General features: G+C 68.4%; 18 protein-coding genes. 7 read left to right on the top strand and 11 right to left on the bottom strand.

Features of this window, described 5'->3' with window-relative positions; all coding sequences use genetic code 11:
- Positions 1-114 precede the first annotated feature (114 nt).
- Positions 115-2229, bottom strand: coding sequence for a S9 family peptidase (locus PV781_RS05875; RefSeq protein WP_274774704.1), 2115 nt, complete (start codon positions 2227-2229; stop codon positions 115-117).
- Entirely contained in the window at positions 2222-2647 is a 426-nt protein-coding gene (gene msrB, locus PV781_RS05870; protein ID WP_274774703.1) for a peptide-methionine (R)-S-oxide reductase MsrB, read from the bottom strand. The genes PV781_RS05875 and msrB overlap by 8 nt, the downstream gene beginning before the upstream one ends.
- Before the next feature lie 586 nt (positions 2648-3233).
- Here msrB and PV781_RS05865 point away from each other — a divergent pair.
- Positions 3234-3650, top strand: a complete 417-nt coding sequence (locus tag PV781_RS05865; RefSeq protein ID WP_274774702.1) for a Ros/MucR family transcriptional regulator — start codon at positions 3234-3236, stop codon at positions 3648-3650.
- 188 nt (positions 3651-3838) lie between these two features.
- Here PV781_RS05865 and PV781_RS05860 read toward each other — a convergent pair whose 3' ends face one another.
- Positions 3839-3988, bottom strand: coding sequence for a hypothetical protein (locus tag PV781_RS05860; protein ID WP_274774701.1), 150 nt, complete (start codon positions 3986-3988; stop codon positions 3839-3841).
- 397 nt (positions 3989-4385) lie between these two features.
- Here PV781_RS05860 and PV781_RS05855 point away from each other — a divergent pair, with 397 nt between their 5' ends.
- Positions 4386-4985 (top strand): DUF6456 domain-containing protein, encoded by a 600-nt coding sequence (locus PV781_RS05855; protein ID WP_274774700.1) that lies wholly within the window; start codon positions 4386-4388, stop codon positions 4983-4985.
- 44 nt (positions 4986-5029) lie between these two features.
- Here the strand turns inward: PV781_RS05855 and PV781_RS05850 are convergent, their stop codons facing one another.
- From PV781_RS05850 to PV781_RS05830, 5 genes are all read right to left on the bottom strand, one after another.
- Positions 5030-6325: a four-carbon acid sugar kinase family protein gene (locus tag PV781_RS05850; protein WP_274774699.1), complete on the bottom strand. Its 1296-nt coding sequence runs from the start codon at positions 6323-6325 to the stop codon at positions 5030-5032.
- A complete protein-coding gene (locus PV781_RS05845; protein ID WP_274774698.1) occupies positions 6325-7629 on the bottom strand; it encodes a ribulose-bisphosphate carboxylase large subunit family protein in 1305 nt (434 codons plus the stop codon). The genes PV781_RS05850 and PV781_RS05845 overlap by 1 nt, the downstream gene beginning before the upstream one ends.
- Positions 7630-7638: 9 nt before the next feature.
- A complete protein-coding gene (locus tag PV781_RS05840) occupies positions 7639-8178 on the bottom strand; it encodes a VOC family protein (protein ID WP_274774697.1) in 540 nt (179 codons plus the stop codon).
- 19 nt (positions 8179-8197) lie between these two features.
- Positions 8198-10081: a TRAP transporter large permease gene (locus PV781_RS05835; RefSeq protein WP_274774696.1), complete on the bottom strand. Its 1884-nt coding sequence runs from the start codon at positions 10079-10081 to the stop codon at positions 8198-8200.
- 268 nt (positions 10082-10349) lie between these two features.
- Positions 10350-11363, bottom strand: coding sequence for a TRAP transporter substrate-binding protein (locus PV781_RS05830; RefSeq protein WP_274774695.1), 1014 nt, complete (start codon positions 11361-11363; stop codon positions 10350-10352).
- A gap of 174 nt (positions 11364-11537) precedes the next feature.
- On the opposite strand from PV781_RS05830, the gene PV781_RS05825 reads away from it, so the two are divergent.
- Both PV781_RS05825 and PV781_RS05820 read left to right on the top strand, forming a co-directional pair.
- Positions 11538-12560: a LacI family DNA-binding transcriptional regulator gene (locus PV781_RS05825; protein ID WP_274774694.1), complete on the top strand. Its 1023-nt coding sequence runs from the start codon at positions 11538-11540 to the stop codon at positions 12558-12560.
- Between the two features lie 87 nt (positions 12561-12647).
- The gene (locus PV781_RS05820; protein WP_274774693.1) at positions 12648-13115 is read left to right on the top strand and encodes a YbaK/EbsC family protein; all 468 of its coding nucleotides are present in this window, start codon (positions 12648-12650) and stop codon (positions 13113-13115) included.
- A gap of 12 nt (positions 13116-13127) precedes the next feature.
- Here the strand turns inward: PV781_RS05820 and PV781_RS05815 are convergent, their stop codons facing one another.
- On the bottom strand, positions 13128-13622 hold the full coding sequence (locus PV781_RS05815) for an RrF2 family transcriptional regulator (protein WP_274774692.1): 495 nt from the start codon (positions 13620-13622) through the stop codon (positions 13128-13130).
- A 93-nt stretch (positions 13623-13715) separates the two neighbouring features.
- Between PV781_RS05815 and PV781_RS05810 the strand changes: the two genes are divergently transcribed.
- Complete coding sequence (locus PV781_RS05810) at positions 13716-14168, top strand: carboxymuconolactone decarboxylase family protein (protein WP_274774691.1); 453 nt, start codon at positions 13716-13718, stop codon at positions 14166-14168.
- An 11-nt stretch (positions 14169-14179) separates the two neighbouring features.
- Here the strand turns inward: PV781_RS05810 and PV781_RS05805 are convergent, their stop codons facing one another.
- A complete protein-coding gene (locus tag PV781_RS05805) occupies positions 14180-15406 on the bottom strand; it encodes an MFS transporter (protein ID WP_274774690.1) in 1227 nt (408 codons plus the stop codon).
- 71 nt (positions 15407-15477) lie between these two features.
- On the opposite strand from PV781_RS05805, the gene PV781_RS05800 reads away from it, so the two are divergent.
- A complete protein-coding gene (locus tag PV781_RS05800; RefSeq protein ID WP_274774689.1) occupies positions 15478-15897 on the top strand; it encodes a helix-turn-helix domain-containing protein in 420 nt (139 codons plus the stop codon).
- 2 nt (positions 15898-15899) lie between these two features.
- Here PV781_RS05800 and solA read toward each other — a convergent pair whose 3' ends face one another.
- Positions 15900-17084 (bottom strand): N-methyl-L-tryptophan oxidase, encoded by a 1185-nt coding sequence (solA, locus tag PV781_RS05795; protein WP_274774688.1) that lies wholly within the window; start codon positions 17082-17084, stop codon positions 15900-15902.
- A gap of 454 nt (positions 17085-17538) precedes the next feature.
- Between solA and PV781_RS05790 the strand changes: the two genes are divergently transcribed.
- The coding region (locus tag PV781_RS05790) for a beta strand repeat-containing protein (RefSeq protein ID WP_425532363.1) at positions 17539-20903 on the top strand (3365 nt) is incomplete at its 3' end.

Here is a 20903-nt window from a genome sequence, read left to right as displayed (position 1 = left end):
CCGTCTTCTGCCTTTTTCTTCGCGTTACGTAAACTTTCATCGCTTCACTCTGCGTCCTTCCCATGTAATGGAACGCCAAGACAAGGCGTAACCACCACATGGGAAGGTTGAGCCTCAGGCCATATGGCCCGTGACCTTCAAGGCGAAGACATAGGTCAATGCCACCTCTTCCAGCCGGTCGAACCGGCCGGAGGCCCCGCCATGGCCCGCATCCATGTTGGTGCGCAGCAGGATGGGATGGTCCGACGTATTGGCGCCCCGCAGGCGGGCGATCCACTTGGCCGGTTCCCAATAGGTCACGCGCGGATCGGTGAGCCCCGCCAGCGCGAAGATGGCCGGGTAGTCCTGGGCCCGCACATTGTCCACCGGCGAATAGCCCCGGATGCGCTCGAACGCCTCCGCATCGGCGATGGGATTGCCCCATTCGGGCCATTCGGGCGGGGTGAGGGGGAGCGTGTCGTCCAGCATGGTGGTCAGCACGTCCACGAACGGCACTTCCGCGATGATGCCGGCGAACAGGTCCGGCCGCAGGTTGGCCACCGCCCCCATGAGCATGCCGCCCGCCGAGCCGCCCTGCGCCACGATGCGGTCGGGCTTGGTGAAGCCCTCCGCCACCAGATGGTCGCCTGCGGCGATGAAGTCGGTGAAGGTGTAGGTCTTCCCCTTCAGCTTGCCGTCCTGGTACCAGTGCCACCCCTTGTCCGTGCCGCCGCGCACATGGGCGATGGCATAGACGAAGCCGCGATCCACCAGCGACAGGCGCGCGGTGGAGAAGCCCGCCGGAATGGTGAGGCCATAGGCGCCATAGCCATAGAGCAGGCAGGGCGCCGAGCCGTCGAGCTTCAGGTCCGCCCGGTAGAGCAAGGTGACGGGCACGGTCTCGCCATCGGGGGCGGGGGCGTGGATGCGGCGGGTCACATAGGCCTTGGGATCATGCCCGCTCGGCACCTCCTGCCGCTTCAGCAGGCGGCGGCCGCGCGCGTGCATGTCGTAGGCCCACACCTCCGCCGGCGTCGTCATGGAGGCATAGGTGAAGCGCAGCTCGTTGGTGTCGAACTGATAGCCGCCATCCATGCCGAGCGCGTAGGCCTCCTCGTCGAAGGCGATGGGGTGCTCGTCCGAGGAGAAGACGGTGCGGATGACGATGCGGGGCAGTCCGTCCTCCCGCTCCAGCCGCACCAGGAAGCCGCGGAACGCCACGTGACTGAGGATCAACCGCCCGCGCTGGTGGGGCACGAGATCGGTCCAGTTCTCCCGCGCCGGGGTGGCGGTGGGCGCCATGGCGATCTTGAAGTCTTCCGCCCCGCCGGCATTGGTGAGGAACAGCAGCCGGTCCTCGCCGCCGAGGTCGGGGTGATGCTCCACGTCATAGCGCACGCCCACTTCGCGGGCGGCGACCAGGCGCGGCGGCGCGTCGGGCTCCGACAGATCGATCAGGTGCACCTCGGAGGTCTCGTGATCGCCGCAGGCGATGAGGCCGAAGGCACGGGACTGCGTCTCGCCCAGCGACACGAAGAAGCCCTTGTCCGGCTCCTCATAGATCAGCACGTCGCTGGCGGGGTCAGTGCCGAGCACATGGCGATAGACCTTGGAGGGGCGGTGCTCCGCATCGCGGCGGATGTAGAAGAGCCGCGTGCCGTCGGCGGACCAGAGAAGATCGCCGGTGGTTTCTTCCACCAGGTCCGGCAGGTCTTGCCCGGTGGCAAGGTCGCGGACGCGCAGAGTGTAGAGTTCCGAGCCCGCCTCATCCACCGACACGGCAAGGCGCAGGTGATCGGGCGAATGGCGGATCCCGCCCAAATGGAAATAGGCCTTGCCCTCGGCCTCCTTGTCGCCGTCGAACAGAATCTCTTCGTCCCCGCCTTCCACCGGGGTCCGGCAATAGAGCGGATGCTGACCGCCCTGGCGGTGGCGGGAGAGATAGGCATAGGGACCGTCGGGCGCGGGGACGGAGGAATCGTCCTCCTTAATGCGCCCGCGCATCTCCTTCACCAGGAGTTCCTGCAATCCCTTGTGGGGCGCGAAATAGGCGTCCGCATAGGCGTTTTCCGCTTCGAGATACGCGCGGATGTCGCCCGCGAGCACCGAGGGATCGCGCATAACGTCCCGCCAGTTCTCGGCCTTCAGCCAGGCATAGTCGTCCTCCAGCGTGACGCCATGCACCTGCCGGCTGAACGGCTTGCGCGGCGCCTGCGGAAGGGCGGGCGCGGCGGCGGCAGCATCAGTCATGGTCGGCGGACTCCGGGGCAAAGGACAAGGCGGTGCCGTTCATGCAGAAGCGCAGGCCCGTGGGCTGAGGGCCATCGGGGAAGACATGGCCCAGATGCCCGTCGCAGGTGCCGCAGCGCACCTCGATGCGGCGCATGCCGTGGCTGACATCCTCGTGAAGCGTGAGCGCTTCCTTGGAGACGGGGGCAAAGAAGCTCGGCCAGCCCGTGCCCGAATCGAACTTGGTGTCCGAGCCGAAGAGTTCCGTGCCGCAGGCGGCGCAGCGATAGCGTCCGGTGCGCTTCTCGTCCCAGTAGGGCCCGGTAAAGGCGCGTTCGGTGCCGTGCTCGCGCAAAACGCGAAACTGTTCTGGCGTGAGGCACGACTGCCACTCGGATTCACTTCTGATGATCTTGCGTCCCGCGGTGTCGTCGGCCATGGCCACCTCCGTGGCTACATCTGTTTCGGGGAAGAGTCGGCACGAAACGGCGAAAAAGAAGGCGGAAGGAGAAGGTGCGAAAGACGGCAGGTTAAAACAGGGACAGCCAAGGATGGGCCTGGGCCGGAGTGATGAAACAGGCTCCCGCTCATTTCTGCGTGAAGCCGAACGCACCATTCGGTCACGGGTTCCATTGGGGTTCCATGGACTGCCGAAAGCCCTCGCGACATTTTCGTCGGCTGAGATATGCATTGGCTTGCTGCATCGCAAGGCGCTCCGTGGCGCGCAATGCTAATGGGGGCGGAAACTTTCTGGTGCAGAAACCCCGTCCGGCACGTGTGCACTTGGAACGATGCTAGTGCTGCGGGGCGCCTCGACCGCTTTCCTCACAGGCTGCGAAGAAGAAGGGCAGCGTTTGGCAGAATGAACTTGCAATTCACTCTGCTTCAACCTAATTACCTAGGAACAGTGGTCATCGACTCACTGCATCTTTGCCGCGGAGCTGATGTTCAGCGTATGCGTCGAGGGGTGCCGGGGGGTCTTTGTGGAAAACCCCTTCATCTCTTCAAACCTTGAAGAAAGTCCCATGAGCGAAGCAACGGAATCGACCTCCTATATCGAGCTGGCTGCGGATATCGTCTCTGCGTATGTCAGCAACAATTCGGTCGCGGCGGCCGATCTGCCGAGCCTCATCAACGAAGTTCACGCTGCTCTTCAGCGCGTGTCCAAGGGCGAGGCCGAGCCGGCGCCCGAGCCGCTGAAGCCGGCCGTGCCGCTGAAGAAGTCGGTGACGCCCGATTACATCATCTGCCTGGAAGATGGTAAGAAGTTCAAGTCGCTGAAGCGCCACCTGCGCACGCAGTACAATATGAGCCCCGAGCAGTATCGCGAGAAGTGGGGCCTGCCGGCCGACTATCCCATGGTCGCCCCCAATTATGCGCAGGCCCGCTCCGAGCTCGCCAAGCAGATGGGCCTCGGCCAGCAGCGCCGTCGCCGCCGCTGAGCGCATCCTTCCGCATTGCCGGACGTTTCCAGGCGCCGCCCGTGAGGGCGGCGCTTTTTTGTTAGTCCTCGCCGCCCGTGAGGGCGGCGCTTTTTTTTGTTAGTCCTCGCCGCCCGTGAGGGCGGCGCTTTTTTGGTCTCGATCGCCGCCTCCCCGGCCGCGATCTTCTTGTTTGTCCATGCCGCTCCTCAGGGAGCCGCCTTTCGGTTGAGCAGGCGCAGCAGCGCCGCATGACGTCCGGGATCGCTGCTGCCGGTGGCACTGAGCCGGGCGCGGCGCGCCGCCCGCAGATGGGCGCGAAGCCCGTCCGCAGAGCCCAACAGGGCCAGACCCGTCATATGCCGCTGGATGTCCGCCTCCCGATCACCGGGCGCGAAGCCCACGATGGCGTGGCGCGGGTGCCCCCGCCTGCCGGATGACCTCGGTGAACGTCGACCGTCTGCTCTTGGCGCGTGCATGGGAAAATCTCCCTTGAAAAAATGCTGACAATGATCCTAGTCTGTGGGGCGTCGGGTCCAGGGCGGACCGCTGGCGGGTCAGTCAGAAATTACGTTTTCGAGCTTGGTCAAAAAGGGTTTCGGCTCCGCGGAGCGAGGCCAGGAACAGGGTGTCTGTGAAATTAGGATAAATTACCTATTTTGGAGAATGCAAGATGGGTGGTCGGGAAAATTTTCAAATGGCTGGAGATGCGGGAGGAGGCGCCGGTTTCATCGCGCCTCGCCGGGGGAGGCGGGCATGACGCGGCGCATCCCACCCGCGCACCGGGAGCGGGCCGGTGGTCGTCGGGCGAGCCCCGCCCGCACGGCGGCGCGGCCCGTGGCGGCGCAGCGCATCCTGTTGAACGGGGCCGAGCACGAGGTGGAGGTGGATCTGGCGGAAAGCCCGCTGGCCTGGCTCGCCCAGCGCAAGGGACGGGATGGCGGCGCCCTCATCGATGCGGCGCAACTGGTCGCGGGGGAGCGCCTGCGCTCCGATTTCACCCGCGCCGGCCTCACCCCGCGCGTGACCACCAATTGGGACCCGGCCGGCGGCGCCGGGCCGGGGCAGGGCGGCCTTGCCTTCAGCGAGCAGGTGCTGGCCGCCAAGGGCCGGCTGGATCGCGCGCTCCAGGCGGTGGGGCCGGAACTGAGCGGCGTGCTCCTGGATGTGTGCTGCTTCCTCAAGGGCCTGGAGGCGGTGGAGCAGGAACGCGGCTGGCCGGCGCGCACCGCCAAGGTGGTGCTGGGCCTCGGGCTGAGCCGTCTGGCGCGCCATTACGGCCTCGCCGCCGCCGCCACAGGGCGGCCCCGGTCGCCCCTGCGGGCGTGGCGGGCCGGGGAGGCGGGCGCCGATTGAAGAAGAGGTGCCCCTCCGGCCCCCCTTGCGTGCCGGAGGGGCGCTCAAGCGCCGTGCAACAGGCGCTCGAACAGGTCCGGGGCGCCCATCTGGCCGCCCTTCAACAGAAGTTCCATGCCATCGCGGCGGGCGTCATCCGCATGAGCGCGGCACAGGGCAACGCCCGGATCGGGGGCGGTGACATAGCTCAGGCCCCACAAGCCGAGCGCCTGCATGGCCCGGCTCGACGTGTCGCCCCCCGCCACCGCCACTCGGCGCACCGGCCTCAGTTCCAGCACGCGGGAGAGGAGCGCGGCGGTGCGCAATGCGAGCGTTCCGGACAGGGCCGTGTCAGCGGCGGCGGCATCGTCCGGCGCCGTCCAGGTGAGCACCGAGCGGCCGGCGGCGAGAAGATCGGCGAGCGCCACCGCCCGTTCCTCCCCATAGGCCGGGTCGGCGGCAAGCCGCGCGCCATTGAGCGGCATGCGGGCAAACGAGGTGGCGGTGGCCACTTGTCGCGCCGTGACGGGGGAGAGGCTCCCCGCCACCACAAGCAAAGGCCCGTCCGCCGGCTTCAGGCGCGGCGGCGCACCGAGCGGCGCGCCGTCCTGCCAATGGCCGGCCACCGCCTCCGCCACGCTGGAGGCGCCGATGGCGAGCAGGGGGCGCGCCTGCGCCCGGCGCCAGAGCATTTCGCCGAGCAAGGGAAGGTGGTTCGCCTCCGTCACGTCGAACAGCACCGCCCCGGCGTCGCCCAGTTCCGCCAGGCGCGCCTCCAGCCCGGCGGTGCCGGTCGCATAGACGGGCAGGTGCACGCCTTGCACATCGCCCAGCCCCTGCGCGGCCAGATGCAGCCGCAGGTCCGCTTCCCCCATGGGCGTCACGGGATGGCGGGCCATGGTGGGGTGGCGGTCGATGCGAAAGACGTTGCCCCCGGTGCCGGCGGCCGCGAACAGGGTGCTGAAGGCGCAATAACGCCCGATGCTGGGCTGGCCGCCGATGATTGGCAAAAACGGGTGGGGGATATGCCGCCCCAGGGTTCGCGCCGCCACCGCCACATTGCCCACATGAGGGGCGCTGTCGAAGGTGGAGCAGACCTTGTAGTGCAGGAGCTGCACGCCCAATGCCGCGAAGAAGGCGCCGGCCGGCTCCAGCTCCGCGGCCATCTCGTCCGGCCTCATGGCGCGGGTGGCGCCTGCGATCCCCACGGCGTCGAGCTCGCCCGCCCGCGCCAGGTGCTCCGGCTTGGGAACGCCCAGGAACATCAGCGCCTTGAGGCCCGCGCGGGTCAGCGTCGCCAGGGTGTCGCTGGCGCCGGTGAAGTCGTCCCCATACCAGCCATAACGCGGGCCGGTCGTCATCAGCCGCGCGCCCCGAAGAAAGCCAGCGCTGCCGAAAGCTCGGGCGCGCTGCGTGCTGCCTCGTCCAGCGATTGCCCCGCCGCCACCGCCGCAAAGGCCTGCCGGATGGAGGTGACGCCCGCCGCCGGCCCGCCGGGATGGGCCATGATGCCGCCCCCCGACATGAAGAGCAGGTCGGTCTCGCCAATGGCATTCCAGGTGGCGGGCACAGTGCCGGCCCACTGGCCGGAGGAAAAGGCGGGCATCACCCGGTCGTCCACATCGCCCGCGAGGCGGGTGAGGCTGGCGCGGGCGCCGGAAATGACCTCCTCGTCCTCCTGCGCGAACTTTCCTTCCAGGCCGTGCACATGCATGTGGTCGACGCCGGTCAGGCGCCAGAGCACCTGATAGGCGTCATAGCCCATGCCCAGCAGCGGATGGCGCGAGAGCGCGCCGAAGCCGTTGCGGTGGCCGTGCAAGGCAAGGTCCGTGCTGCGCCGGAGGGTTTGAATGGCGGAAAAGCCGCACCAGTTCAGCGAGGCCATGACGCACGAGCCGCCTTCCTTCGCCACCAGATCCGCATGCCGGCGCATGGCGTCGGTCTCGTCCGTGATGTTGAAGGCCACCATCACATGCTTGCCGGTGCGGTCCTCATGGGCGCGCACGCGGGCCATCACCGCCGGAATGCGTTCCGCCAAAGGCGCATGGGCGGGGTTGGCGGAGATTTCGTCATCCTTGATGAAGTCGAGACCGGCGGCGCACAGGTCCCCCACCAGCGCGCCGGTCTCGTCCGCCGAAAGCCCCACATTGGGCTTGATGATGGAGCCCACCAGAGGCCCCTCCGCCACGCCCGTCAGCCGGCGCGTGCCGGCCACCCCCTGCCGGGGCAGGTCGAAGGCGGCGCGGAAGGTGGGGGGCAAGGTGACGGTCTCCAGTCGCAGGCCGGTGACTTCGCCCAGATCATAGAGATTGCCGGCGACCGTGGCCGCAAGCGTCGGCAGGTTCGGCCCCACATTGGCGATGGGAAAGGACAGGTGCACGCGGGCGCGGCGATAGGGGCCTTGGGTGCCGCGCTTGGTCAGATAGGCGTTGGGCAGGCTCGGCTCGTCGGCCTGCCCCAAATCCTCGATGGCCATCACTTCGGCCCGGGCGCGCTCGCGCAGGGCGTCGGTCTCGCCATGGACGCGGGTGAAGGTGCCGCAGGATTGCTCCCCGGCCATCACCTCCGCCACCTTTTCCGGGGCGAACGGGGTCTCGATGACATAGGAGGCGGAGAAGCGCGTGGCCTCCCCGCCGGCGCCGATCGTGCGATCGGGGGCGCTCATGTCGGGGCCTCAGAGGGTGGCGAGATCGGGGAAGGGGCGCACCGGGTCGGTGCCGTCCCAGCCGATGGAGGCCTCGCGGATGAGCTTGAACAGCTTGCCCTTGGGCCCCGCCACCTCGGACAGCTCAATCACCGTGCCGGGATGATATTCGGTGTCGAAATAGATGAAGCGGCCCTTCTCGCCCACTTCCCCGCTCATGGCCGGCTTGAAGCCCTGGGCGAGTAGGCGGGCAAGGTCTGCGTCGTAAGTCTCGGTCCAGTAGGCCACGTGCTGGAGGCCGGTGCGCCCGGCTTTCAGGAAGTCGCGATACATGGAGGGCGCGTCGTTCCGGGTCTGGATCAGTTCCATCTGGAGCGGCCCGGAATTGGCCAGCGCCACCGAATTGTGCACCTCATAGGGTTCGCCATGATAGGTGTAGTTCACGATCGGCACGCGCGGATTGTAGAACCACGGGCCGATGCCCAGCACGCGGCTCCAATAATCCATGGCGGCTTCGATATCTTCCACCACATAGCCGGCTTGCCGGATCTCGCCGAAAAATCGGCTCATGACGCACCTCGAGGGTCGGTTAGAAACGCAGGAATCCGATGGAGATCCACGGCACGGCGGCGACGATCACGAGGCCCACCAGGAGCGCCGCCACATAGCCCCAGATGTGCTTGAGGCCTTCGTCGGGATGGATCTTGGAAATGGCGCAGGCGCCGTAATAGCCAACGCCGAAGGGCGGGGCGAAGAGGCCGATGCCCATGGCGAAGATGACCACCATGGCATAGTGCACCTCGTGGATGCCCACCGCCTTGGCGATGGGAAAGAGCAGGGGGCCGAACAGCACGATGGCGGGAATGCCCTCCAGCACGCTGCCCAGGATCACGAAGGCGACGATGGAGATGGCCATGAAGCCGGCGCTGCCGCCGGGAATGGCGCCCATGGCCTTGGCCAGATTCTGCGAGAAGCCGGACTGGGTGAGGCCCCAGGCCATGGAGGTGGCGCAGCCGACGATGAAGATGATGGCGCCGGTGAGGGACGCCGTCTCCACCAGCATGGGCTTCAGCCGCCGCCAGTCGAACTGGCGATAGAGCAGCAGGCCGGCCAGAACCGCATAGACGATGCCGATGGTGGAGACTTCGGTGGCGGTGGCCACCCCTTCCACCACCGCCGCGCGGATGACGAAGGGGAGCGCGATGGCGGGCGCCGCGATGAAGGCGAGCTTGGCGATCTCCTTGGCCGGCGGCTTGCGGATGTGGCTCAGATCTTCCTTGCGGTAGCGCCACCACACGACCGTGCACAGCGTCGCGCCCAGCACCACGGCGGGCAGCATGCCGCCGGTGAAGAGGGCGGCGATGGACACGCCCGTCACCGAGCCGATGGTGATGAGCACGATGGACGGCGGGATGGTCTCCGTCTGCGCGCCGGTGGCGGAGAGCAAAGCGACGAGATCGCCGGGAGGGGCGCCGCGCTTCTTCATCTCCGGGAACAGGACCGGGGCGATGGCCGCCATGTCGGCGATCTTCGAGCCGGAAATGCCCGACACCAGATACATGGCGCCGATAAGCACATAGGAGAGGCCGCCGCGCACATGGCCGAGCAGGCTCGCCAGGAACTGGATCATGGCTTTCGCCATGCCGGTCATCTCGATGAGTGCGCCGAGGAAGATGAAGAGCGGCACGGCCAGCAGGATGAGATGGCTCATGCCCTCGTCGAGCCGCCCCACCATCACCAGCATGGGCGTGCGGGTGGTGAGCGCGAGATAGGCGAAGGTGGCCAGCGCGAAGGAAAAGGCGATGGGCACGCCGGAGAGCACGCAGGCCGCCACCAGGCCGACGAAGAAGATGACGAGGTTCCACTGGCCGAGCGGCTTCAGCAGCGGCCCCGCCAGCCAGAAGGCGGCGACGATGGCGGCGGTCAGCGCCAGCGCGGTCAGCACCATGCGGGGCGCGCGCAGCTTGATCAGCCGGATGAGCGTGACCACCAGCATCAGCCCGACGCCCACCGGAATGGCGGAGGCGCGCCAGGAATTGGAAATCTCCAGCGCCGGCGTGACGATGAAGCCCTCTTCCTGGGCATATTCAATGGCCGGGTGGAGGATGAGCAGCAGGAAGGCCAGCGGCGCGGTGAGGGCAGCGCCTTCCAGCAGCGCGGCGGTGCCGGCCTTCACGCGGGTGAGCAGCGCGGCCATGCGCATATGCTCGGAGCGGCGCAGCGCCACCACGGCGCCCAGCATGGACAGCCACAGGAACAGGATGGAGGCCAGCTCGTCCGACCAGACGAGGGGGGCATGCATCACATAGCGCGAGATGACGCCCGCGAGCAGGATGACGATCTCCGCCACCACCAAGGCGGCGACGACGGTCTCCAGGAGCAGGCCGAGGACCTTGTCAAACAGGTCGATCAGGCCAAGGGCTCCGGTTTGGCGCACCTCGATGGGGGTGGCGCCGGCATGGGGGCCGGACATGGGCGTCCTCCAGAATGATTGCTTCGGTTCTTGCGCAGTGCTGCGTCTTAGAACCGGAGCCGACCAGATGGAAAGCACTTGGTCGGAAAAGTCGCGCATGACGGAAGGGAAGATGAGGCGGTCCGTTCCATATGGCGGACCCGCGCGCGTGCTTTCCCTTCGCCCCGGGATGAGCGAGGCAATATTTAAGAATGACCTTAGGGAAGTCTCGGCGTTCTTGACGGGGCGCGCGAGTCTCGGGTGAAGACTTGCCGCGCGCCGGCCAGTCTCAGAGCTTGCCCACCGCGCCTTCCAGCATGGCCCAGGCCTCGTCGCCGAAGCGGCCCTTCCATTCGGTGTAGAAGCCGTTGTCGCGCAGCTTCTGACGGAAGCTCGCCGGGTCGACCTTGTTGAAGGTCAGGCCCTTGGATTCCAGGTCCGACTGGACATTCTCGTTCAGCTTCTTGATGTCGCCGCGCTGGGCGAGGCCCGCATCATTGATGGCGCCGGCCACCACCTTCTGCAGGTCCGCCGGCAGTTCGCGCCAGGCGCGGCCATTGGCGATGAACCAGTAGCCGTCCCAGATGTGGTTGGAGAGGGAGCAGTATTTCTGCACCTCATAGAGCTTGGCCACCTGGATGATGGGCAGGGGATTTTCCTGCGCGTCCACGATGCGGGTCTGGAGCGAGGAATAGACCTCGGAGAATTGCAGCGAGGTCGGCGCGGCACCCAGGGCCTTGAACATGGAGATGGAGAGCGGGCTCACCGGCACGCGAATCTTCAGGCCGTCCATGTCCTTGGCGTCGGTGATCGGGCGGTTGGACGTGGTGATCTGGCGGAAGCCGTTGTCCCACATCTTCTCGAAGGCATAGAGGCCGGACTTGGCGATGGCGTTGCGCACCAGCGTGCCCACCGTGCCGTCCATGGCCTTCCAGACCTGGTCATAATCGGCAAACGCAAAGCCGACCGCATTGATGGCGGCGACCGGCACCAGCGTCGCGATCACCAGCGCGGACGGGGTGAAGAAGGTGACGCCGCCGGAGCGCACTTGCGCCAGCATGTCGGTGTCGCCGCCCAACTGGTTGTTGGGGAAGATCTTGATTTCCACCTGACCCTTGGTCTCCGCCGCCACCCGCTCCGCCGCCTGCTGGGCGCGGATGTTCAGGGGATGGGAGAGGGGCAGGTTGTTGGCGTATTTCAGCTCATATTCGGCAGCGCGGGCGATGCGCGGCCTGCCGAGGGTGGCGGCGGCGGACAGAGCGGCGGCAGAGCCCAGGAATGCGCGGCGCGACAGCGGATACATCACAGCCTCCCGAATATTGGTGTTTTTTGATGGATTGTTCCGTCGATTTGATGGAACAATAGGTTTTGAGCTTGTCCTGTCAAATCGAAAGACTGATGTGTTTTGATGTGTTCCGATCAAGTGGCGGCAGGAGTTGACGAAACGGCAGGGGCCGAGGACGCCGCGGCCCGCCGCATGGCCCGCATTCCCGACGTGGCGCGCCGGGCGGGCGTCTCCACCGCCACCGTGGACCGCGTGCTCAATCGCCGTCCCGGCGTGCGGGCGGGCACGGTGCAGAAGGTGCTCCAGGCGGTGGCGGAGCTGGGCTATCCGGCCGATCTGCCGGCCCCCCTTCTGGCGCCGGGCCTCAAGCCCCTGCGCATCGTCGTGCTGCTGCCGGCGGGCACCAATCGCTTCATCACCATGCTCGGCCGCATGCTGGCGGAAAGCACGCCCATGCTGGAGGCGGCGCACATCACCTGCCGCGTGGAATACATCAAGAGCTTCAATCCCGAACTGCTCGCCCGCGCTCTGCTCCAGCACGGTCGCACCGCCGATGGCCTCGTCTTCATGGCGCTGGAGCATCCCGCCGTGCGCGAGGCGGTGAACCGGCTGGCGGAAAAGGGCGTGCCCTGCGCCACCCTCATTTCGGACGTGGCGGGCACGCGGCGCCTCGCCTATTTCGGCCTCGACAACCGCTCGGCGGGGCGCACCGCGGCGTATCTCATCGCCCGCTTCGTCGGCAACCGTCCGGCCAAGGTCGCCATGATCGCCGGCTCGCTCTCCTACCGCGCCCATGAAGAGCGGGAGATGGGCTTCCTGCATCTGTTCCAGGAGATGTTCCCGCAGATCGAAGTGGTGGGCCTGCGGGAAGGGCAGGACGACGAGGCGCAGAATTACCGCCAGACCCGGCAATTCCTCGCCCAGCACCCGGACCTGTCCGGCCTCTACAATATCGGCGGCGGTGCGGCCGGCGTCGGGCGGGCGCTGAAGGAGACCCGCCGGGCGGGGGAGGTGGTGTTCGTGGGCCATGGCCTGACCCCCGACACCCGCGCCTTGCTGCTGGACGGCACCATGGACGCGGTCATCACCCAGAGCCCGCAAGGCGCGCTCGCCAGCATTGCCACGCTGTTTTCCAACGTGCGGGCGGGGCTTGATCCGCTGGCGGGCGTCGAGCCGCCGCGCATCGAGATCATCCTGCGGGAAAACCTGCCCTGACCTGTGTGCGCGTCGAATCGGGTAAGCACGGGCCAAATCCTTGCCCGCGAAATCCTTGCCCGCCAAGTCCCTGCCCGGAGCGTTTCCATGAGCCTTGAGAGCGTGCGCGCCTTCTTCGCCGAGCATGCCCCCGACATCACCGTCGAGGTGCTGGAGACCAGCACCGCCACGGTGCCGGAGGCGGCCGCCAGCCTCGGCGTCGCCCCCGCCCAGATCGCCAAGACGCTGTCGCTGCGCATTGGCGAAGAGGTGGTGCTGGTGGTGGCGCGCGGGGATTCCCGGCTCGACAACAAGAAGGCCAAGGCGGCTCTGGGCGCCAAGCCCCGCATGCTCGGCCAGGAGGAAGTGGCGGCGCTCACCGGCCATCCCGTGGGCGGGGTCTGCCCCTTCGGCCTGCCGACGGGCCTCAAGGTCTATTGCGACGTGGCCCTGCGCGCCTTCGAGGAGGTGATGCCAGCCGCCGGCGCCGGCAACGCCATGGTGCGCATCGCGCCGGAACGCATGGCCGAGCTCACGGGGGCCACCTGGGTGGATGTCTGCCAGACGGTCGAATAGGGCGTTTGCCCCTCACCGCTGCGCCTTGCGCACATAGTCCTCCACCGCCGCCTTGTTTTCCGCGTCGATGAGCCGTTCGCCATCGGCCATGAGGTCCGCCAGCGTCTGCTGGCGCAGCACCGCGCGCCAGGCGTCCTCGGCGGCCAGCATCCGGCTCTTGATGAAGCAGTCGGTCTTGTAGACGCAGGGGTCCTTGGACTTGCCGGGGCCCCGGCGGCGGATTTCCCGGCACACGAAGGTGGGCTCGGCGCCGTCGATGGCTTCCACGATGTCGGCGAGCGTGGTGGCCTCCGGCGCACGGGCGAGGCGATAGCCGCCGCGCGGGCCGGGCACGGCGTCGATGAGCCCGGCCGCGGCGAGCTGCCGCAGGTGCTTGAGGAGATAGGTCTCCGACACCCCATGCATCTCGGCCAGCGCCTTGCCCGGCAACACCTTTCCATCCGGCAGGCCCGCCAGAACCAGCGCGCAATGCAGTGCCGCCTCCACCCCATCGCTCATGCGCCGCATGCGCCTCTCCCGGATTCGCGTTTGTGCTGCGCCCGAATCATGGATAAGAAATATCCACGAATAGGGCTCAGGCCCACTTTAACGGAGGTTTCCATGTCGTCCCGTATGAACATCGCCGCCCTGGCGCCCGATCTCTACCAGGCCATGCGCGGGCTGGAAGGAGCGGTGCTGAAGTCGGGCCTGTCCAAGCGCGACCTGCACCTCCTGAAGCTGCGGGCGTCCCAGATCAATGGATGCGCCTTTTGCGTGGACATGCATGTGAAGGAGGCGCTGGCCGATGGCCTCGACCCGCAGATGCTCCATCTGGTCTGCGCCTGGCGGGAATCGCCCTTCTTCGATGCCCATGACCGGGCCTTGCTGGAATGGACGGAGGCGGTGACGCTGGTCGCCGACACCGGCATCCCCGATGCCGCCTACGCCGCCGCCAAGGCGGAATTCTCGGAAGGCGACATCGCCCGGCTGGTTGTGGCGATCGGGGCCATCAATCTGTGGAACCGCCTCGCAGTGGCCTCCCGCATGCAGCATCCCCTGCCGGCTGCCGCTTGAGGCGCCGGCCATCAGCGCATCCGCGCGGTGACGGCGAGGGCGGCGAGAATGACCCCTGCCGCCGCCAAGAAGGTCATCCGCAATCCCCCCGCCACTGCGCCGGAGGAGGGGGGAGCCACCCCGCCAAGCCCCGCCCCCCAGGCGAACAGCGCGCCGAGGAGCGCGGCGCCCGCGATCAGGCCGAGATTGCGGGCAAGGCCCAGAAGGCCGGAGACCGTGCCTCGCCGCGCCGCCGGCACCTGCGCCAGGGTGCCGGTGGTGTTGGCGGCGAGGAACAACTGGTAGCCCGGCGTCAGGATGAGGAGGGCACCCACATAGCCCCACAGTCCGGCCACCGGCGGCAGGAGGGCCAGCAGGATCGCACCGGCCCCGAGCAGCCCGAGACCGGCCCGCGACACGGGCGCCGCGCCGAACCGGTCCACCAGCCGCCCCGCCGGCACGCCGGTCACCATCGAGACACCCGGCCCGACGGCCAGGACGAGCCCGATGGCCGCGTCGGCCAGCCCGACGCCGAGGCGCAGATAGAAAGGTCCCACCACCAGCGTCCCCATCATCACCATGGCGACCAGCAGGTTGGCGAGAAGATTGGGCCACACGCCCGCCACGGCGTGTTCGCCATCGTCTGCGTCCATGGCACGGATGGCGGCGGGGCGCGCCGCTGGCGGGCGGGGCAAAGCCAGCCCCGCCAGCGCGAAGGTGCCGAGGCCCATTGGCACGAGCAGCAGGAACAGGCCGCGCCATCCGCCCATCTCCAGCACCCCGCCGCCGAGCGCGGGGCCGAGGGCTGTTCCCATGGCTGAAACGGTGCCGAGCAGTCCCATGGCGCGGCCCACGCGCCCGGTCCCTGCCATTTCGCGCATCAGGGCTGTCGCCAGCGTCATCATGAAGGCGGCCCCGATCCCCTGGAGCGCCCGCGCCGCGATCAGCTGCGGCAGCCCCGGCGCCAGCGCGCAAAGGCCCGAGCCGAGCGCGAACAGGGCCAAGCCGAGGAGCAGCATGGGCTTGAGCCCGAACCGGTCGCCCAGCCGCCCGGCGATGAGGGCAAACACGGTCATTCCCGCCAGATAGGCCACCACGACCCCCTGCACCGCCGCGAACGGCGCCGCAAAGACTGCCGAGAGCGCCGGCAGCGCCACATTGGCGATGCTGGTGCCCAGGGCCGCCAGCAGCACCGCCAGCGCAAGCGGCACGTCCGCGCCCCATCTGTGTTTCGGGTCCTCTTCAAGCCTCTCGGTCATGGCCTTGCCCCTTGCGTCGAAAGCGATCGCGGGCGAGGCTACGAATTCAAGTCGACTTGAGGTCAAGGGCCATGCTGCTCGACATTGGCGAGGTGTGCGAACGCACCGGCGTGCGGGCGTCGGCCCTGCGCTATTACGAGGATGTGGGGCTGATTTCCTCCGCTGCCCGCCATGGCCTGCGCCGGCAGTTCGGGCCGGAAGTGCTGGTGCAGCTGAAGCTGATCGCCTTGTGCCAGGGGGCGGGATTCTCGCTTGCCGACATTGCCGGCATGTTCGGCACCGGCGGAGCGCCCGTGCTCGACCGGGCGGCCCTGCACCGCCGGGCCGATGAGATCGACCGTCAGATCGGCGAACTCACGGCTCTGCGGGAGACCTTGCGCCACGTGGCGGAGTGTCCTGCCCCCTCGCACATGGAATGCCCCACCTTCCGCCGCCTGCTGGACGGGGCCGGCCGGCGGCGCCCCGCCCGCCGCAAGCGCATTGCGCCCTAGGTTCAGCCACGCGGCGCCATCAGCCGCTCCGCGCCGAAGGCGGGGCCGAGGGGCGTTTCGGGCTCCAGCAGGTGGCGCGCCACCGCTTCGCCAATGCCGGCCGAATGCTTGAAGCCGTGCCCCGAGCAGGCCGAGACCAGGACCACGCGCGCCATGTCCGGATGGCGGTCGATGAGGAAGCCGTTGTCCCGCGACGTGGTGTAGAGGCACACCGCCGAGCGCGTGGCGCGCGGCGCGACGCCGGCCAGCTTGCCGGCGATGTGGTGGGCGTGCATGGCCGCCACTTCCGACGCGGAGACGGTGCGGTCCACCGTCTCGGGATCGCAGGTGCGCGTGTACTGTTCCGTGGCGACCTTGATGGAGCCGGGGCTGGCGCTGGGCGGGAAGCCGTAGACATAATCCTCGTCGCCGTCCCCATGCATCCAGATGAAGACCGGGCTGCTGGCGGGGAAAAGCTCCGGCTGGGTGATTTCCAGCCAGTGGAGGACCTGCCTTTGCACCACGAAGGCGGGTTTCAGCGCCGGGCCGAGGAAGGCGTGCACCCAGGGTCCCGCCGCCGCCACCACCTGGCCGGCGTGGAGGATGCCCCCCTCCGTCTCGATGCGCATGCCCGCGCCGTCCGACGCGAGACTGGTGACGCGCGTGTCGGTCATCACCTGCGCGCCCAGCCGCACCGCCTCCGCGATCTGGGTGCGGATGGCGGCCTCGGGGCGCACATAGCCGCCGCCGGGCTCGAAATAGCCCTGCTCGTCGCCGCGCAGGCCGATGAAGGCCGGGAAACGGCGGCGGATCTCGCCTGAATCCAGCAGCTCATGGGGAATGGCATTGGCCTGCGCGACCTCGATCGTCCGGCGCAGGAAGTCGGGCTTGCCGTGGTGGGAATTGGGCGCCGAGGCGGAGGCCATGACGAGCGTGCCCGAGGGGACAAGGAGCGGTTCGCCGGTCTCGCCCTCCAATTCGCGCCAGATGCGGTGCGAGGCCCGCACGAGCGGCGCATAGGCCGCTCCTTCGCCCACCGCCTCGCGGGTGATCCGGGTGTCGCCATGGCTGGAGCCGAAGGTGTGGGGCGGGGAGAAGCGGTCGATGCCCACCACCCGCGCCCCGCGCTTGGCCAACTGGTAGAGCGCCGCGCTGCCCATGGCGCCGAGGCCGATCACCGCCACGTCGCAGGAAAGGGAGGGGCTCATGGGGAATCTCCGATGGCGGGACGGGGTGCCGACAGTGTGCCCGCGAAACGCGCCGGTCTCCAGCCATGGGGGAGGGGCTCTCCCAGGGGTGACGCGCGCGCGGACGCTCCCGATTTTTTCCATCCATTTCGGAGGGAATTGCGGCAGCGCGAAAGCCTCTGGCGCGTCGCAGCGGGCGGACCCGGAAAAAGCGATGCGGCGCCACGATTTGTGCAGGGGATGCGGTGCGGTGTGCGATTGGATGTGCGCTACTGTGTTACCAAATGTGGCCAAATCTTGCACGCCTAAGTCGTAGGCATCCCCCTTTAAGCGCTATCCCCTTCCAAAACGGTCATTTTTTCTACGTTGACCGGATGTGCTTCCGCTCGGACATTCTCAGCAACGCTGCGACACGTGCGTAAAACGTGGGCAATAAGCCGGTGTCCCGTCACCGGCCGCCTGGGGGTGGGTTCTCATGTCTGAAAGCATGCCGGCTTCGCGCCCGATGCGCCGTCACACGCGCCGTCTGGCGCTGGCGCTTCTCGCCTCCTGCGCCATCCCTGCCTCGGCGCTGGCCCAAAGCAGCAATGCCACGGTCGGCCCCAACTACATCCACAATTACCAGCCGGCTGGGTCCAACGGCAGCGGCGGCTATGGTTGCCCGGACAGCAATGGCTACGAGGCCAATGTGGGCGGCGGCCATTCCGGCAGCAACGGCCCCACGGTTACCGAGACCTATTCCAACACGCTCTCCGCCGGCACCACCTATGACGGCACCTTCGTGCTGGCCGGGAGCATCGGCGGCAATGGCGGCGGCGGCGGCAATTCCGACAATGCCGCCTTGTGCCTGGATGGCGGCGCCATCAATGGCGGCAACGGCGCCACGGGGAGCAATGGCGGCGAAATCACCATCACCACCAATGGCGGATCGGGCAATTATTTCTCCGGCACGGCCATCGTCGTCTACAGCAAGGGCGGCAATGGCGGCGATGGCGGCTATTCCAAGACTGATGGCGGCTATGGCGGCTCTGGTGGCCAAGGCGGGCAGGGCGGCCAGGCGCAACTGACCAATTCCACCCCCATCACCACCACCTCCACGGGCGCGGCGGGCCTTGCCGTCCTCTCCGTGGGCGGCAATGGCGGGTCGGGCGGCAATGGCGCCACCGGCGGCAATGGCGGCAGCGGCGGCGCGGGCGGCATTGGCGGCGCGGTCATCCTGGGCAACACCGCCTCGGTGACGGCCCAAAACTCCATCGCCATCTACACTCAGAGCGTGGGCGGCACCGGCGCCGGCGGCGGGTCGGGCGGCGGGGGCTACTGGATCTTCGGTGGCGGCGGCTCGGGCGGTGGCGGCGGCTATGGCGCCGATGCCGGCACGGTCAACGTGACCAATTCCGGGACGCTCACCTCAAATTGGCTGGGATCGCGCGGCATCGAGGCCCAGTCGGTGGGCGGCGGCGGCGGCGATGCGGGCATTTCCAACGGCCTGAATGCGCTGGGCGCCAATGGTGGCCCGGCGGGCTCGGGCGCGCAGGTCACTGTTTCCAATTCCGGCGCCATCGTCCTCACCAATGGCTCGGCCATCGGCATTGCCGCCCAGTCCGTGGGTGGCGCGGGCGGCACGGGCGGGCTTGCCTATAGCAGCGGCATCACCGGCGTCATCATCGGCGGCACCGACACGGGCGGGGATGGCGGCGGCGGCGGCAATTCCGGCACCGTCACGGTGAGCAATACCGGCAATATCTGCACCGGCAATTCCTGCAATGGCGGGGCGGCGCCTTCATCCAGCGCCGGTGGGGCCATGGGCATCCAGGCCCAGTCTATCGGCGGCGGCGGCGGCACTGGCGGCTTCGGCGTCGCCACCTCCATCGTCGGCACGTCCTTCGCCATGGGCGGCAATGGTGGCGCTGGCGGCAATGGCGGGGCCGTCTTTGTCGACAATACGGGCTCCATCACCACCCAGGAGATCAACTCCCCGGCCATCCTCGCCCAGTCCATCGGCGGCGGCGGCGGGTCTGGCGGCGGCGCGCTCTCGCTGTCGCTGAGCGGCACCAGTGGCGCCTCCATCTCCCATGGCGGCGCTGGCGGCACGGGCGGCACGGCGAGCGCGGTCACGGTGAACTGCACCAGCGGCGATGCGGGCGCCAATTATGGCGCGGCCTGCAACACCTCGGGCGCCAACTGGCTGACCAGCCTCGGCAACGGCTCCATCTCCACCAATGGCACGGGCTCGCCGGGCATCATCGCCCAGTCGCTGGGCGGTGGCGGTGGCCATGGTGGCTATGCGGTCTCCCTGTCCGGCAGCGCGGTGGCGGCCTTCTCCCTGGCGGTGGGCGGCGCGGGCGGACCGGGCAGCGATGCCGGCAATGTGTTCGCCGGCACGGGTGGCCTCAACATCACCACCAACGGCACGGATTCCCCCGGCGTGGTCGCCCAGTCCATCGGCGGCGGCGGCGGCAATGCGGGGGCGAGCGTCGCGGGTGCCATCGCGCAGGGCGCCTCCATCGCGGTCGCCGTTGGCGCGCCCGGCGGGTCGGGCGGCTATGGCGTGAATGCGGCCGCCATCAACCAGGGCAGCAACATCGTCACTTATGGCGACCGCTCTCCGGGCCTGCTCTCCCAATCCATCGGCGGCGGTGGCGGCAATGGTGGCGCGGCGATCTCGGCCTCGGCGGGCGAGGTGGCGGCGGTCAATCTGACGCTGGGCGGCACCGGCGGGGCGGGCGGCACCGGCGGGTGGGCCTATGCCTATAACAAGACCGACAGCGGCGCGGCGGGCAGCGCCAACATCACCACCACCGGCTATCAGTCGAGCGCGGTGGTGGTGCAGTCCATCGGCGGCGGCGGCGGCAATGGCGGCTACACCACGGCACTGACCTTGTCGCTCGGCCCCTCGCTGGGCGCCAGTATCGGCGGGCTCGGCGGCAGCGGCAATTATGCCAACACGGTCTTCTTCGAGAATACGGGCGGCACGCTGAGCGCGGCCGGTGGCGGCGCGGCCATCATTCTCGCCCAGTCCATCGGCGGCGGCGGCGGCAATGGCGGCTTCGTGGCCTCGGGCAATGCGAGCCTGGAGGGCTCCGCCACCCTGGCGGTGGGCGGCTCCGGCGGAGACGGCTCATCCGCCAATACGGTCCAGGTCACCAATTACGGCGCGATCGTTGCGCCGAGCACGGTGACCACCACGACCACCACGGAAGTGGCCACCACGACAACCGAAACCCAACAGGTGCTCATCGGCTACAACCCGGTCTGGGTCTGCACCATCTACTGCTATGTGGAATACGAGCCGGTCTACACGACCGAGCAGATCCAGGTGACCACCTACACCCCGGTCACCACCACCCAGACGGTGGCGAGCGGGGCCGCTCTTTACGGCAATGCGCCGGGCATTCTCGCCCAGTCCATGGGCGGGGGCGGCGGCTCCGGTGGCTTCGCGGTGGGGGCCTCCATGTCGGGGGCCTATGATGCGAGCCTGGAAGTGGGCGGCTCGGCGGGCTCCGGTGGCTCGGGCGCCGCGGTCACCGTCTATAACGGCAACACCGTCACCCTGATCGGCCCCATGTCGGGCGGCATCGTCGCCCAGTCCATGGGCGGCGCGGGCGGCACCGGCGGCTTCGCGGTGGGCGGGGGCCTGGAAAGCGGGGTTGCCGCCAATGCCACCATTGGCGGTGGCGGCGGCTCAGGCGGATCGGCGTCCACCGTGTCGGTCACGCAGACCGGCGGCGCGCTTACCACCAACGGGTCGCAATCTCCCGGCATCACGGCGCAATCCATAGGCGGGGCGGGCGGCGCGGGCGGCTGGGACGTGGCCGGCTCGCTGGCGGGCGGCGCCTCGGC

This window comes from Aquabacter sediminis, from assembly GCF_028863665.1.
Lineage (GTDB): Bacteria > Pseudomonadota > Alphaproteobacteria > Rhizobiales > Xanthobacteraceae > L1I39.
This window is presented reverse-complemented; position numbering and strand designations above follow the sequence as displayed.

Bases quoted from the DNA above. Each gene is read 5' to 3' on its own strand.
- PV781_RS05875 (WP_274774704.1), bottom strand. From the start codon at position 2,229: ATGACTGATGCTGCCGCCGCCGCGCCCGCCCTTCCGCAGGCGCCGCGC.
- msrB (WP_274774703.1), bottom strand. From the start codon at position 2,647: ATGGCCGACGACACCGCGGGACGCAAGATCATCAGAAGTGAATCCGAG.
- PV781_RS05865 (WP_274774702.1), top strand. From the start codon at position 3,234: ATGAGCGAAGCAACGGAATCGACCTCCTATATCGAGCTGGCTGCGGAT.
- PV781_RS05860 (WP_274774701.1), bottom strand. From the start codon at position 3,988: ATGACGGGTCTGGCCCTGTTGGGCTCTGCGGACGGGCTTCGCGCCCAT.
- PV781_RS05855 (WP_274774700.1), top strand. From the start codon at position 4,386: ATGACGCGGCGCATCCCACCCGCGCACCGGGAGCGGGCCGGTGGTCGT.
- PV781_RS05850 (WP_274774699.1), bottom strand. From the start codon at position 6,325: ATGACGACCGGCCCGCGTTATGGCTGGTATGGGGACGACTTCACCGGC.
- PV781_RS05845 (WP_274774698.1), bottom strand. From the start codon at position 7,629: ATGAGCGCCCCCGATCGCACGATCGGCGCCGGCGGGGAGGCCACGCGC.
- PV781_RS05840 (WP_274774697.1), bottom strand. From the start codon at position 8,178: ATGAGCCGATTTTTCGGCGAGATCCGGCAAGCCGGCTATGTGGTGGAA.
- PV781_RS05835 (WP_274774696.1), bottom strand. From the start codon at position 10,081: ATGTCCGGCCCCCATGCCGGCGCCACCCCCATCGAGGTGCGCCAAACC.
- PV781_RS05830 (WP_274774695.1), bottom strand. From the start codon at position 11,363: ATGTATCCGCTGTCGCGCCGCGCATTCCTGGGCTCTGCCGCCGCTCTG.
- PV781_RS05825 (WP_274774694.1), top strand. From the start codon at position 11,538: ATGGCCCGCATTCCCGACGTGGCGCGCCGGGCGGGCGTCTCCACCGCC.
- PV781_RS05820 (WP_274774693.1), top strand. From the start codon at position 12,648: ATGAGCCTTGAGAGCGTGCGCGCCTTCTTCGCCGAGCATGCCCCCGAC.
- PV781_RS05815 (WP_274774692.1), bottom strand. From the start codon at position 13,622: ATGCGGCGCATGAGCGATGGGGTGGAGGCGGCACTGCATTGCGCGCTG.
- PV781_RS05810 (WP_274774691.1), top strand. From the start codon at position 13,716: ATGTCGTCCCGTATGAACATCGCCGCCCTGGCGCCCGATCTCTACCAG.
- PV781_RS05805 (WP_274774690.1), bottom strand. From the start codon at position 15,406: ATGACCGAGAGGCTTGAAGAGGACCCGAAACACAGATGGGGCGCGGAC.
- PV781_RS05800 (WP_274774689.1), top strand. From the start codon at position 15,478: ATGCTGCTCGACATTGGCGAGGTGTGCGAACGCACCGGCGTGCGGGCG.
- solA (WP_274774688.1), bottom strand. From the start codon at position 17,084: ATGAGCCCCTCCCTTTCCTGCGACGTGGCGGTGATCGGCCTCGGCGCC.